This window comes from Pseudomonas sp. S37 (genome assembly GCF_016658545.1).
Classification (GTDB): Bacteria; Pseudomonadota; Gammaproteobacteria; order Pseudomonadales; family Pseudomonadaceae; genus Aquipseudomonas.
The window spans coordinates 1-14,800 of the sequence record NZ_JACVZC010000075.1; the positions used below are offsets into that span (position 1 = coordinate 1).

Sequence of the window (14,800 nt, forward strand, 5' to 3'; positions counted from 1 at the left end):
GCTGTTCCGGGGCCACATTTCAGTTTCTTGGGATTTCAGACAGAGCCTAGGATTTGAGAAATCAGCTGTGCATCATTGAATTTTTTGAATACCGGAAGAGAGTCATAGTCACCGAAGTCTTTTTCCGATATTAGGCGGCCTTTGTATATCACCATTCGCAGATTCGGGCGAATTTTTGAAACTTGTTTTTTAGGGCCGGGCCAAGCGGAGTCGATGTCGCTAAAAGGAATGTTTCCAATATAGGGCCGCTCGTTTTTTCAATGACTGTTCGGAATGATAAGCAGTCTAGGTGGCTGGTAGTGCTGCTAATGTCACTAAGTTTAAGTGTGCCGTCTATTGATATTGTTGACAAGATTGCGACGTTGGGTTCGATGTACATTCTCGCGTAGCCAAACTTTGTCTGGTTTTTATTCAATGGCACCGCGTAGATGTCACCTGGAACTGGCTTCTTCTTATAAGATTTTTTCATCTTCTCAACTGCCTTTCTGCGCATTCGATGTAAGTAGGCTTATTGGGGTTGCGCTGGCGATCAGGCTGGCGCCGCCCGCGGCCTTCATGCCGTCGAGCGCCACTGGGATAGCATTGACGCGGTAGGTGGCACTGTCCTCGATAATGGGGAAAGCGGGTAGAAGACCATATTGCCCTTGCCGGCCATTGGTTCTCCATTGATGTTTGTATGCGGGTGGATTGGGCGCTTATCCCATCATGGTTGATTATATAGTCAAGTCTAATAATTAGCGGCATTTTAGATAGTTCTTTTCGTCAGTTATACTTGCATGGTATTTGGCTAGATACTGTTAATTTTCCGCCAATCGTCGTCGGCGCTGATACGCCCCTCTACTCTATCGATTCTCGACTTGCCGTCTTTCATTGTAAGGGTGTACCGTCGGTGGGGTAGGAGAGATTTTTTGTTATGCGTGCAAATAAGAGTTTTGCTGCCGCTGGTTTCTAGCGTGTCCTCTAAAACGTCCTGGTCGTACTCGGGGGGGACGGGCAGTGGCTAAAATGTCTAGTCGGCCTTTTGCAATGGTTCTTAAAGCTCGTGAGGTCAAGTGATTTTTGAATATATGCAATAGCTCCTCCCCTTTTTTTTGTAGAATATTGCTGCGCACTTCTGAGTTGTTTTTGTAATCTTTTGTTTTTTTCTGCTTGTCCAAGGTGGTTTCCCATTCGAGCATGGATGTTAAGAACTCATGTAATTTTTTAGATGGGTTCATACGTGCTCTCCGTTATAGGTAGGGGCAGCCGCAAGGGTTGGGGGATTCCTGCCTCTGTGTAACACCCTTTACTCTCGCTATACGCTTTGTTTGTTCCTTTCAATATCGAAGAGGATACAGTTTCTCTTGATCAATCTTCAGCCATGCACCAAGGGCCGCGCGCCAAAGGCACAGGAGAAACTGGCCCGAAACAGTTGTGGGAGCGGGCTTGTCCCGCGAAGCGTCGCGCGGGCGGCGCTCGATCTCATAGGCGCAAAATATGAATGCCACGCCAATAGACGCTATCGCTGCTGGTTGTTCCGCATGCTTGAATTATAAGTTGCGATCTCCCTGATGTTTGGGGATGCGTCTTTGGCTAAGCGTTCTAAAATTCCAACAGGGATTTTTTGATTTGCCGCAATAGCCTGTCTAACACGAGGTTCTTCATCATTGGGCTATCGCTGTAGGATACTGAGCGTGCTCTTTGATTGCCTGTAGGGGAGGTGACTAAGGTCACCTCCTAGATTGACTATAATCAATAAAAATTAGATAAGACTTAAGTGTTTCAAGAACTTCCTTTTTTTGAGAATTCAAATTATTCGCCTGCACCCATTCCACTGGTTGATACATAAGATCGATCAATTTTACGTCGTCAGGCCTATGTGTTTTTTCATCTATGCTGACTGGGTATGTATATTAGGAGAACTCCAATGAGTTGTATTAATTTGTTGCAAGAAAATCAATCATATTCTGTATGATTTGTTTTTTCTTCCTTGCTGAGCATGATGTCTTCTCCTGACATGTGCAGTCTAGCTTTTTGCTCTCGGACGTAGCTAACACGGTAGTCACCCCAGCGACATTGATCTGGCTGCTTAAGTCGCGAGCGGCGGCAACGACATCATGCTGCATTATTTGTTGTCCGCCTGCTCTATTGTAATAGCTCGGCTTAGTTTGTTGTTAGTCCTGCTATAAGGTGGCGTAGAGCTTTTTCTTTTGTGGGGTTTTCATTGATCAGGTTGTAAGTTAGGTTGTGTAGTATTGCTTCGACTTCGATTTTGTTGCATGGAATAGATATTAGCTGGCAAAATGAAAGAAGTGAAAATTTCTCGAATACTTCGAGTAGTAGGTTTTCTGTAGCATCTTCTATTCCATCAAATAGTTTTTTGTCCTTTAATTTTACTGCCCAGCTTGTGGTGTTTTGGCGGAATGTGTCGAGCACCCAAGGGTCACAGGTCATACTTGAAGTGAAAACGTTGTTCTCATGTACTTTATGAATTGCACAAATGAAATCTGGAGAAAGTTTGTTGGCTTCTAGTCTAAGAAGCTTATTTATCCTGTCTTCGAATATATTGTTTACATCATTAAGCGCTTCGCCTTGGTGCTCGAAGAGTATCAATAAGTGCTTGATGTATGTAATTGCCGGGTCTGGTATGGAGCGCTTTTTAAGTTCGCCAAGAAAATGTGTGACTGAGTGTGCGTATCTTTCAGTGGATGTGTCTCTTTCGTAATAATTCGAGGTTTCAAATATTGTTTCGATTTCATTTTTTGCACACTGAGAAATCTTTGCTGAAATATTTGATTTGTCCAGCGGGAAGAATCCAGTGGAGAAACAGTCCAAGCTTAATGCGATTAGCAAGCTATCTATGCTCATAGCAGTCGTCCATCTGGTTTTTTAGGGATGGGGAGGCACCAGTTTGCCAGCTACACAGTGGCACTCGGTGATTGTGCCATCGGCATTGATGTGGCTGCGTAAGTTGGGAGCGGCGGCAACAGACAAGATGTTGCAGTATCTGTTGTCCGCCTGGTCCATTTGACCGACTCAACTTTGGATGATGCCGTTTGTCGCACTGCTTGAATAGCCTTTCCCCATGCTCAAAAATGTCATCTGAATCGGCAATATATAGATATCCTCTGACCCTATGTCAAAGTGAAACTATTTTTTCTTCTTGTGGTCTCGTTGATGTCGCCATTTAGTCAGGGGCGAAGTGACTGTGGAGATCAAATTCTGAATTGGTTATCGGCAAAATGTTGCCCTGCATGTCTTTGGTGGATATTATGAATTTCTCAATATCTTTATCTATGGTTCTTGATCCGTCAAGTACTGCGAATAAGCTAAAAAGTGTTGCGGTTACAGTTTCTTCTATGATCGTGTTTATCATCTCGACATCTTCTTCTAGGAGAGAGGAGCGCCATGCCGCAATGGCCTTCAATGTTTTGTCGGGGTTTCGTCCAGGGGGTGAGGTGAATATCTGTATCAGGTCGCTTACTGTTGCTTCTTTGACGTGAGTGTCTATGTGTGAGAGAAAGTCTTCGTTGGTCATTTTTTTTCCGTCGTGTAAGATTTATTTGGCCAGTGAAGCAGGATACGTTTCTTTATTGAGGTTTATCAAGTGCTGAAGGCACTCGTTGGGCGCTCTGGTGTGAGCTCTTAAGTCTCTGATGTCTTTTGCAAGGAGCTGTCTCGCACTTCCAGTATAGACTCCTTTTCGGGTTGGTATACGTATGTGCTCTGCTCTCGGCACAGCAATAGCTGGTGCAGATACATAGTTGTAGTTTGGGATGATCTGAGCGGCTGGATGAGCTTGCATCGCATGGTGGATGTCGAGTTTGTCACCGGGCATGGACCTGGTTTTCAGATCGCTATATATGCCTACATTATACCCGGAACACGGATTGCATGGGCAGCGTGCTAATCCGAGTGGGTCAATCCAGGCTGTAGTGTTTGGGGCGTAATAGTATAAGTTTAACCCGCCGGAAAATCTAATGGGGTCAATGCCGATAAAGCGACCAGTAGATGGGGTGTAGTATCGATACCTGTTGTAGTGTAAGTTGGTCTCTATGTCGAAGTGTTGCCCTTGAAAGCGAATCGAATTGAACGTTGTTGATATAGTGGTTCGAGGGCGCGTCTCCCTTGTTATTTCCCCAAATGCGTTGTAGATGCCTCTCCAGATTACTTCGCCACTTTGGCTTGTGATCTCGATCGGAGTGCCAAGCTGGTCGCATTGGAACCAGTCAAATGCGTCGAAAGACTGAGGTACCGGCATGTACTGCCACACCGGATCCCGGTCAATGTTGTATGGGAACTCATAGTTCGGCTGATGCAGCATATCCTCAATATGATTCATCACGCCTTGCGCGACCGGAACAAAGGTGCCCGGCTCAAACACGTAGTGGGTGGTACGCCCCTTACCATTGCGGCCTCGCTGTTCAAACGCCAGCGTATCGCCGTCCCAAACAAACAACGTCAAATCGCAGCCCAGCTCTTCATCCAGCGCGCGTCTGGCGTTTTCGTTCCAGACCGGCCCGGCTTGTACCCGGTTGCGGTATTTCGAGCGTGAGTCCTTGTAAACCCGGCGGCCTAACGCGTCATAGCCAAACTCGACAACCAGCCGGTCATCTTCGTAACGTCGCAGCCGGTCATACAGGTCCCAGGTGAACTTGCCGGTCTTGCCGTTCTCAATCCGCTCCAGCAGGTTGCCGCGTTCGTCATACCGATACTGCGTGCCGCAGTAACTGCGCAGCACGTTGTCCATCAGCTTGCGCGGCGAGTGCGGATTGGGTCCTGGTGGGGCCTCGGGGTCCAGCAGGTTGCCTGCGGGATCGAAGGCGAACGTTTCCTTTTCGTAGTTGAGCCTGGCTTCAAGCAAGCGGCCCACCGGGTCATAGCGATAACGCAAATTGCCACGGTTCAAATCGTTGAGGTGGTGTAACTGGCCCGCTTCGTCATAGCGGTAGTTGCGCGCAGCGATGCGTTTGGACTCCCCCTGGCGCGCCAGGGTCTGTTCCAGCAACTGACCATTCGGGCTCCAGGTCTGGCGCTGGATCAGGCCATTGCCCTGTATGCGGCCGATCTCTCGGTGCAGATCATCACGCTCGTAGCTGATCAACTCCTGGTCATCAAGATTGATGGCCAGAAGATGCCCGCTGCCATAGGTCAGCCAGCTGACCCTGTGGCCATCGGGGCGGGTGGTGGCGATGCGTTGGTTGAGGGCATCGTACTCGTGCTTGAACACGGCCACCTGTGGCTTGACCAGATAATCCAGCCACTGATGTTCGCGCGTGTTGTTGCCAGCAGCATCATAGAACCAATGCAGCCGGCAGGTGCCGTTGTTGGCTGACAGCAGGTTGCCATTGCCATCATAGGCGAAGGTCTCAACCTCCCAATGCTCACCGCCACGCCGTCCGGCCTTGCGCTGGATGAGGCGGCCCATCGGGTCATATTCAAAGTGTGTGGTCCTGTCGCCATCCACCCGGCGGGTGGGCAAGTTGCTGCCGTTGTCGTACAGGTAGTGGGTGGTTTCCTTGTCGAAGCCGGTTTCCTTTAACAGTCGCCCGACGGGGTCATACTTGAAACTGGCTTCACTGTTGTTTTCGTTGTGCAGGCGCTCGAGCTGGCCGAGCTTGTCCCAATGGTAGGTGAGGGTGGTGCTGTTGGCGTTATGGCGCTGATAGATCAACCCGGCTTCGTTGTAGGTCCAGCGAGTGCGTCGGTACAGGGCATCGGTGTGGCTGAGCAGGCGGCCTTCGGCATCGCGCTCGAAGCGCTCGGTGGTTTTGTCCGGATGGACAAGCAGTACCAATTGGCCGGCTTCGTACTGGTACTCGGTGACTTCGCCAGCGGCGTTGATCAGTTTGACCAGTTGACCCGCAGCGTCGTATTTCCATTGCGTGGTCTTGCCCGAGCAATCGGTATAGCTGATCAGCCGGCCTTCGCGGTTGTACGCCAGTTTCTTCTCGCCACCGTTGGCATCGGTGATGCCGATGGGAAGGTTGTCGCTGTTGTAGGTGTAGAGGGTTTTGTTCTCTAGCGGGTCCTGGGTTTCGATGATGTTGCCGCGCTGATCGTAGTCGTATTTCCACAGCCCACCTTCGGCGTCGCGAGTCTTGAAACGCTGGTCCAGGTCGTCGTAGGCATGGTGGATCGACGAGCCGTCCGGGCGAATGTGCTGGAGCAGATTGCCTCGCTCGTCGTACGCGTAGACATCACTACTGCCATCAGTGTGGATGTGCTGGGTGACGTTCTTGGCGGCGTCCCGGTAGAGCCATTCTTCGTTCTTGTCGGGATGGATGATGCGGTACGGGTAACCGAGAATGTCGCAAAAGTGCAGGGTCTCGTTGCCGTTGGCATCCTTGATGCGGGTCAGGCGGATGTTCGGGTCCCAGCTCAGGCGGGTATCCAGGCTGCCGTCATCACCCCATTCGCGAACAGCTTTGGCATCTGCGCCTTCGCCCAGCCATTCGAGGTTCATGCCGCGACCGGTGCGGTCGGTGTAGCGGGTTACCAGGTGGTGCTGGTACTGGTATGTCCACGCGGCCCCATGCTCATCTTTCGCGCTGCACAGGTCGCCATGCGCATCGTAGGTGTACGACGCCAGTTGGCGTTGTGGCTGGCCTTCGTGCATCAGCCAGAGTGCGCTGATGCGCCCCTGTGCATCTATATCCGTGTGGATATGCTGATGAGGCACATCGTTCTGGAAGGTTACCAGGTCGGACAGCACGGAACGGTCGGCGTGGCGGTGCTCGTAGAACAGCGCGATGCGCGCGCCACCTCGTTGCGTGATCTGCTCCAGCCGGAACTGATTGCCGTCGCGCAGGTACAACTCTTGTGTCACATGCCCGCGCGCCAGCACCAGCCTGTCAGCGTCTGGCCGCACGATCAGCACATCCTCGATCGGGTCGTGGTGATACTTGCTGATCTTGGGCAACACGTAATGCTGGCTGCGGCCATCAATGCCGTGGAAGACAAGCCGGTTGTCAGTCAGGTCGAAACGGCTGGAGAAGGGTGTAACCCAACGAGCGCCGAACGGGCCGTCATCGTAGGCGCCCAGCGTGGAGCGATAGGTTCTGTTCCAGTCGATGGGAAACACGCCGGGGAGCGTGAAGTCGGTGTGGCTGATCGTTTCGCTGCCCAGGGCGTAACTGATACTGCACCCCGTGCCGCCGGCGACCCCGGCTTTTCGGCAGTTGGGGTCGGCACGGGCAGGTCGTTGCCGAGGGGCTGCTTCGGTGCCGTTCTGCATTTGCACCCGCCGCGCTTGGGTAACCTTGCCGTCGCTACTCACGTTGGCACGCCTCACCACGGGCTTGCGCTTGCCCAGGGCCCGTTTGAGCGTGTCCAGTATCGCGGCCAGGCTGCCTGGGGTGGCCTTGTTGCCGATCTGGGCAATCTTGTCGCCGGCCATGCGGCCAAGGTTTTCCAGGCGCAATGCAATGGGTTCGAGCAGTGCCAGCAGTTTTGGGTCCGGGCCGAGGCCAAGTTGGTCTCGGCTCAAGCCATAACCGGTCTGGCGCTTGGCGTAATCGGAGGCTTCGGCAACCAGGCGTAACCTAGGGAAGATGACAGTCAGGGCAGTGCTTTTGGCGGTACCGTCTGCAGCCGAGCGGATGAGGTTCGCAAGGAACTGGCAAATCTCCACGATCTTTTGCACAAAGCTGGCCAGTATTGTCTGGAGCTGCCGGTCGATTTCCTTGACGAAGTTTTCCAGATCGCCCGGGCTGACAGCGGCGAGGGCGTTCTCCATCGAAATCAGCAGGGCCTGGGCAATGCCATCCTTGGTGGACGCCCGGGCGGACTTCAACATCGGCCGCATCACCTTGCGAGCGGCGCCTATGCCGGGTATCGGTGCAATGGCGAACAGGTTGATGCCAAGGCCAACCCAATTTAACAGGTCGGCCCGGTACTCTGGGGTGCCCTGAACGAGTTGGATGATGTCGCCGATGGCGTCAGTGGCGGCAAACACCGAGCCGGCGACGGGTAAAACCTCGGCGACGGTGATAACGGTGCGCCAGTTGACCAGATCGCCGGTGAGGTCGGTCAACCATTGCGCCAACAATTCGGTGCTGGCGTTGACATCGTCGTTGTCGAAGGTTGCGGTTGGGGCGACGACTCCCGATAACTCATCCATGGCGGGCACTCCAGGTGAAGGGGTTAGCCTTTGAGGCTGGAGTGGTGGTGTGCGGGGTGATGCTTAGCGTGTGTCGAGGGCTCATTAGTGTTCCTGCTGTTCATTCCATCGGGCAGGTGAACGCCGGTATGCAGCCACTTGACGCATGCCGGCACATGGGGTGCATTGCACGGGGTGCAACCACCCGACACTAACGAGGCAAAGGTTCCGGGTCGGTAGTCCAGCTTCTGAAAAACGTGTAGGAAAGTTCGACGCGAAGTGTTGGAAATTGTCGGCGTCATTTCTGCGTACACGGGCTAGTTGGTAAGCCGCCACATCTTCGGCGCCTGTGAGACCGAGCGCCGCAGTTGTTCGCCGAAACATTTTCAGCGCCTATGGGACCGAGCGCCGCCCGCGCGGCGCTTCGCGGCTAAAGCCGCTCCTACATTTGTTTCGGGCCAGTCCATCCTGTGCCAGACCCGCGCGACCGCCCTGTTTGTACGGCACGATATCCAGGCATGCGCCAAGGCGTTCGCGCGCAAATGCCACAGGCATAACTGGCCCGAAACAAATGTAGGAGCGGGTTTACCCGCGAAGCGCCGCGCGGGCGGCGCTCGATCTCATAGGCGCTGAAAATGTTTCGGCGAACAACTGCGGCGCTCGATCTCACAGGCGCAAAAAACACCACGCCGAACACCTGCAACCCCCACCCCCAATTCGGGGAATACCACTGGGGATTCCTCCCCAATCTGTTCCGCTTGTCACCGCAACCCCCTGATTAAAAACACAATCCTCACCTGGCATACACCTTGCTCCAGCTCCACGCAGAGACCCTGTGCCCCCGGAGGTGTAGCATGCCCACGCCACGCAAAGGCCCTATCCTGTCATCACTCGTTCTGGCCCTGCTGGGCTGGGAGTCGACCAGCGAGGCGGCCGTGCAGTGCCAGCGCACCCTGGTCGCCAACGTGGTGGCGCTGGACCAGCCACTGATGTTCAACCGCCTTGGCGCGCAAAACGCCAACGGCATGATGTTCGCCCTGCGCGAGGATGTGGTGGACGACAAGAACGTCCCCCTCAGCATTGGCGGGGCCGCGGTACCGGGCAAGGTCACCCTGCGCCCGGACAAGCGCCCACGGCCGATCGTGCTGCGCGTGGCCGCCGGTGACTGCCTTACCGTCAACCTGACCAACCTGCTCGACTACAAGGCCAACCCCAACAAGCACGGCATCGAGGCCGAAGAGCCCGAGGGTGAAGAAGAGGGGCCGGAAATCGAAAACGAAGGCAACGAAAACTTCGTCGCCGATGAGCAGGTCAACGATCGCCACGTCGGCTTCCAGGTCAACGGCATGCAGGCTGTGAACAGCATTGGCGATATCGCTGCCAACACCGGCCGCAACGGCAACTTCCTGGTTTCGCCGGGCAATACCCGCAGCTACACGCTGTATGCAGAACGCGAGGGCGCCTTCGCCGCCACCAGCCAAGGGGCCACCTTTGGCGGCCAGGGCGGCGCCGGCAACGTCGCCAATGGCATGTTTGGCCAAGTGGTGGTGGTGCCAAAAGGTGGCCGCACTTACCGCAACACCCTGACCGAAGAAGAGATGCGCCTGGCCACCACCGGCCGCACCGCCACCGGTCAGCCGGTGATCGACTACGAAGCCCGCTACCCGCAACTGCAACCGTGGATCGCCGAAGGCAAGGCCGGCAAGCCGATCATTGCCATGGTCAACGGCAATGAAATCCTCAACAGTGAGACCGACGCCATCGTCATGGGCCCCAACCCGGACGGCAGTTTCCCCAAAGCCACCTACCCGCTGGAAAGCATGGGCAAGCGCAACCCGGCGCTGCCCAACCGCCTGGAGGCGTTCCGCGACTTTGCCTCGCAATTTGCCGATGAGGTGGCTGCCACCCAGGCCTTCCCCGGCTACTGGGCCGACCCGGTGATGGGCCATGTGCTGGAGCCGACGCGCGACTCGTTCATGATCAACTACGGCTCTGGCGGCATGGGCGCCGAAGTGGTCGCCAACCGCCTGGGCGTGGGGCCGATGCATGACTGCCTGTCGTGCGCCTACGAGGAGTTCTTCCTCAGTGCCCACACGGTAGGGGACATCGGTACCCTGGTGGACATACCGGCCAACGTCGGCCTGGAGAACATCCGCCCGGGTGAAACGCCCCCCGCGAACGCCGTGGGCGTAAAAGCCAACATGGCGCTTTACCCGGCCGAACCTGCCAACGTGCACCACAGCTACATTGGTGACTTCACCAAGTTCCGCAACACCCACAATGGCCATGAACAGCACATCTTCCACCTGCACGGCCACCAGTGGCTGTTCAACCCCAATGACGACAACTCCGACTACATCGATGCCCAAGGCATCGGCCCGGGTATCGGCTACACCTACGAAATCGCCAACGGTGGTTCGGGTAACCGTAACCGGGTAGCGGGTGATGCCATTTACCATTGCCATTTCTACCCGCACTTTGCCCAGGGCATGTGGGCCATGTGGCGGGTACACGACGTGTTCGAAGAAGGCACCCGCCTGGAAGTGAGCGGGCAGGGTGAGAGTGGTTTCCACAGCACGCCGTTCGCCCTGCGCAGCGGCAAGCCAGCGGTAGGCGCCCGGGCGCTGCCCGATGGCGAGATCGTCGCTGGCACGCCTATCCCGGCCATCGTGCCGCTGCCCGGCAAGGCCATGGCGCCGATGCCAGGCAAGGTTGTGGTAGTGCCGAAACTGTCCGAAGAGCTGGTCGCCGCCAATGACGACGATCACGACGAGGATGACGAAGAAGAGGGCGATGACGACCACGCCAGCCAGGCCCCGGTGCGCAAGGCTATCGGCTCGCTGGCCCTGGTCGATCGCACCGAAGCCAACCGTAACGCCGACGGCACCCTGAAAAACCCAGGCTACCCGTTCTGGATCGGTGGCATGGAAAGCAGCGTCGGTAACCGCCCACCAACCCCGCCGCTGGACATGCTTGACCCGGCCTTGGCCCGGCAGCTGAAAGACAGCGGCAAAGCCCTGTGGGCCAACCTGGATGCGAACCAGGTCGATGGCTGGGACGGTGGCCTTGGCCGGCACGCGCTGGACGGCGTGTCCGCGGGCGGCGAAGCCGAAACCATCACCACCAAACTGGACTTCACCAAGGTGGTGCACAAGGCCAAGCCGATCTACCTGCCGGAAGAGGGTACCGATGTCGAGCAGGCCGCCATGCAGTTCCACGCCATGCCTGAGCACCCCAGCTATGCGCTGATCCCCGGCAGCCAGCCGGTGGCCAAGGCGTTCCGCACCAACGGCGCCTTGCCAACTGCCGGTGCACCGTTCTACGAGCCGTGCATGGATGACCGTGGCAAGCGCCTGACCCAGGCTTCGGGAGTGGGCGAATATGCCAGCGGCGATAGCCTGACCGGCATGAATTTCCGCGGCGCCTCTACCTTTACCGCCGACCGCCCACGCATCTACAAGGGCGCCAACATCCAGTTCGACGCGGTGTACAACAAGGTCGGCTACCACTTCCCGCAAGCGCGCATCATCGCCCTGTGGGAAGACGCCTGGCCGGTGATCACCAAGCAGCGCCCGCCAGAGCCACTGGTGATGCGCATGAACACCTTCGACTGCACCATGTACCAGCACACCAACCTGATCCCCAACGTCTATGAAATGGACGACTACCAGGTGCGCACCCCGACCGACGTGATCGGCCAGCACATCCACCTGCCCAAGTGGGACCTGACTGCCGCCGACGGCTCGGCCAACGGCTGGAACTACGAAGACGGCATTCTCTCGCCCGGCAGTGTGGTAGAGCGGGTGCATGCCATTCGTGCCTTCAACGGCTGCACCGAAGGTGATACCCGCGACGGCACTGCCGCCTGCCCGAAAGCCAGGCAGCACCCGTACTTTGGCCGCTTTGGCCGGGCCGACTGGCTGGGCGCACGCACGGCCATGCAGCGCTGGTTCGCTGACCCGCTGGTGAACGTACACAACGTGGACCGCGGCCTGGGCACCATCTTCACCCACGACCACCTCGGCCCATCGACGCACCAGCAGCTTGGCCTGTATGCCACTGTACTGGCCGAACCTGCCGGTTCTACCTGGTACCATGCCGAAACCGGCGAACAGTTGTACAACCCGGGCACGCGTCAGGACGGCGGGCCAACCTCGTGGCAGGCGGTGATCCAGACCGGCGACCACGATGGCGACGGCAAGAACGACAGCTACCGCGAGTTCTTCCTAGAGTACAGCGACTTCCAGCATGCCTATGAAGCCGGCGTGTACGTGGGCGCAGGCCCTGACGGCATCCCCAACGGCCAGGCCTACCCGGCCACGGCTGACAGCTTCCGTTACGCCATCAACCCGCCCGTGCGGCAGAAGGCATCCAGCCTGCTCGAATCGGTGGTGGAGTCGCGTGGCGGCCTGAACCCAGGTTGCCCGAGCCGGCCGTGCCCGCAGGCGATTTCGGTGGATGACCCTGGCATGTTCGTCGTCAACTACCGCAACGAGCCGCTGGCCCTGCGCGTATTCGACCCGAACAAGGTAGGCCCGGACGGCAAACGCGGCATGCAGGCCGACGGCCTTGGCGGTGACCTGAGCTATGCCTTGCAGAGCCGCACCGACCGTGCAATCCCGGCCATGAACATGGCGCCTTCGGCGATTACCTCGGCGGTTGGCCCAACGGGCGGGACCACGCTGTTCCCACCGCACATCAACAAGGCTGGCAGCGAACCAGGCGACCCCTTCACCCCAATGCTGCGTACCTATTCCGGGGACAACGTGCGCCTGCGCCTGCATGCAGGCGGTCATGAAGAGGAACACAACGTCACCCTGCATGGCGTCAAGTGGCTGCAGAACGGTTCTGGCTTCGGCAGCAGCTCCAACTCGGGCTGGAAGGCCTCGCAGATGATCGGCATCTCCGAACAGATGGGCTTCATGGCACCGGTGTCGATGATTTCCAGTTCCGCCGCCACCAATGGCGATTACCTGTACTCGATGGACGCGGCGCTGGAAGGTTACTGGAACGGCATCTGGGGGGTCATGCGCAACTACACCGCACAGCGTGCGGACCTGTTCGCCTTGCCCAACAACCCGCAACCGGTGGCCATGCGCAATACCGTGAACTTTGACGGCATCTGCCCGAAAACCACGGCCAACGCCAACGGCATCGGTACCCGCACCACGGTCAAGCGCAACTACGAGATTGTCGCGGCACTGGCCAACGACATTCTTGAAAACCGTAATGGCGTCAGCATCAACGACCCGGCCGGTGTGGGCCAGCATGTGGGCGGCCCGCTGAAGGCCAATGGCGGCACCCTGGTGTTCAACAGCCGCAAGACCAGCATCCCGCAGGTCACGGTAATCGACGAAGAGGATGGCACCACCTTCACCGTAGGCGGCCACAGCGCACCGCTGCATGACCCGACCGCCGTGCTGTACGTGCGCAAGGCCGACCTGGACGCGACTACTGGCAAGCTCAAGGCCGGCGTGCCGGTGGAGCCGCTGGTGCTGCGTGCCAACGCCGGGGACTGCATCAGCATCACCCTGGAAAACCGCCTGCCGCTGGTAATGCCCGACCTGCCCAGCACGGCCGTGATGCAGAACGTGGTCAAGCGTGACCGCTTTGGCAGCGAAGGCTCCACGGCGTTCAACAACAACCTGATGCGGCCGTCGAGCCATGTGGGCCTGCACGCGCAGCTGCTGGCCTACGACATCACCAAGTCCGACGGTGCCAACGTGGGTGCCAACCCGGTACAGACCGTACCGCCCCGGGCAGGTAACAGCGGCGCTTACCCAAGCCGGGTGTACCAGTACTATGCCGGCCACCTGGAGCGCGAAGGCAAGCCGATGCTGCAACTGGGCCGCACAGTGGACAACATCAACACCACGGCAATCGAGTTCGGTGGGCTCAACCTGACCCCGTCCGACTTCATCAAGCAGCCACAAAAAGGCCTGGTCGGTGGCATGAGCATCTTGCCGCAGACGGCGACCTGGACCGAAGACACTGCCAGCCGCGCGCAGGCGACGGTCAAGGTCAGCGGGCAGCCCGATTATCGTGACCTGGTCACGGTGTGGCAGCGTTCGATGAACATGCGCTGGGCAGACGGCCGCCCTGTCGAAGGTATTGCCACTGAAGGCAATGGCGTACCAGGTGACCCGAAAGACAACGGCAACATGGCCATGAACTACAAGACCGAGCCGCTGTGGCTGCGCTTTGGCCTGGCACCGGATGCACCGTTTGGCCATGCCGATGGCTTTGGCTTTGCGGATGTGCCCAACGCGCACATGGCCTACAGCAATGCCTTGGTCGGGGGCGACCCGCAAACGCCGGTGCTGTATGCCAAGCCTGGCCAGCCCGTGCGCAGCCATGTGCTGATGCCCAGCGGTGGCAGCCGCGGCATCACTTACCAGCTGGACGGCCACCTGTGGCCACTGCACAACTACCAGGCCGAGAAGAACGACGTGAACGGCTACCCGATGAACCTGCCCGGTATCGGTTCGGTGCGCTTCGGCTACAACCCCATGGCCATGTACATCGGCGCGCAGGAGAGCGTGCTGCCAGCGGCGCACTTCAGCTTCATGCTGCCGAGTGCCGGCGGGGCCAACGCGGTGGCGGGTGACTACCTGTTCCGCGACTACGCCGCCTACGGCAACCTCTCGGGGCTGTGGGGGATCTTGCGGGTGACCAACGAAGCGCCGCCGGCAACGGCCCCGGCGCAGTAAATAGAAGGGG

General features: G+C 57.5%; 6 protein-coding genes. 1 reads left to right on the forward strand and 5 read right to left on the reverse strand.

The genetic code is table 11. The annotated features are described in order from the left end of the window. Positions 1 to 787: 787 nt before the first annotated feature. The 5 genes from IAE39_RS30130 to IAE39_RS19830 form a co-directional block, all read right to left on the reverse strand. On the reverse strand, positions 788 to 997 hold the full coding sequence (locus IAE39_RS30130; protein WP_201205712.1) for an NTF2 fold immunity protein: 210 nt from the start codon (positions 995 to 997) through the stop codon (positions 788 to 790). Then, complete coding sequence (locus tag IAE39_RS19815; protein ID WP_201205658.1) at positions 912 to 1,217, reverse strand: hypothetical protein; 306 nt, start codon at positions 1,215 to 1,217, stop codon at positions 912 to 914. The genes IAE39_RS30130 and IAE39_RS19815 overlap by 86 nt, the downstream gene beginning before the upstream one ends. Before the next feature lie 925 nt (positions 1,218 to 2,142). Then, the gene (locus IAE39_RS19820; protein WP_201205660.1) at positions 2,143 to 2,847 is read right to left on the reverse strand and encodes a hypothetical protein; all 705 of its coding nucleotides are present in this window, start codon (positions 2,845 to 2,847) and stop codon (positions 2,143 to 2,145) included. 319 nt (positions 2,848 to 3,166) lie between these two features. Beyond that, complete coding sequence (locus tag IAE39_RS19825) at positions 3,167 to 3,517, reverse strand: hypothetical protein (RefSeq protein WP_201205662.1); 351 nt, start codon at positions 3,515 to 3,517, stop codon at positions 3,167 to 3,169. A 21-nt stretch (positions 3,518 to 3,538) separates the two neighbouring features. Next, complete coding sequence (locus IAE39_RS19830; RefSeq protein ID WP_201205664.1) at positions 3,539 to 8,101, reverse strand: RHS repeat-associated core domain-containing protein; 4,563 nt, start codon at positions 8,099 to 8,101, stop codon at positions 3,539 to 3,541. Positions 8,102 to 8,934: 833 nt separating this feature from the next. Here IAE39_RS19830 and mnxG point away from each other — a divergent pair. After that, positions 8,935 to 14,790, forward strand: coding sequence for a manganese-oxidizing multicopper oxidase MnxG (mnxG, locus tag IAE39_RS19835; RefSeq protein WP_201205666.1), 5,856 nt, complete (start codon positions 8,935 to 8,937; stop codon positions 14,788 to 14,790). The last annotated feature ends 10 nt before the right edge of the window (positions 14,791 to 14,800 follow it).

What these genes read in the sequence shown, in the direction of transcription:
- IAE39_RS19815 (WP_201205658.1), bottom strand. Translation starts at nt 1,217, where the DNA reads ATGAACCCATCTAAAAAATTACATGAGTTCTTAACATCCATGCTCGAA.
- IAE39_RS19820 (WP_201205660.1), bottom strand. Translation starts at nt 2,847, where the DNA reads ATGAGCATAGATAGCTTGCTAATCGCATTAAGCTTGGACTGTTTCTCC.
- IAE39_RS19825 (WP_201205662.1), bottom strand. Translation starts at nt 3,517, where the DNA reads ATGACCAACGAAGACTTTCTCTCACACATAGACACTCACGTCAAAGAA.
- IAE39_RS19830 (WP_201205664.1), bottom strand. Translation starts at nt 8,101, where the DNA reads ATGGATGAGTTATCGGGAGTCGTCGCCCCAACCGCAACCTTCGACAAC.
- mnxG (WP_201205666.1), top strand. Translation starts at nt 8,935, where the DNA reads ATGCCCACGCCACGCAAAGGCCCTATCCTGTCATCACTCGTTCTGGCC.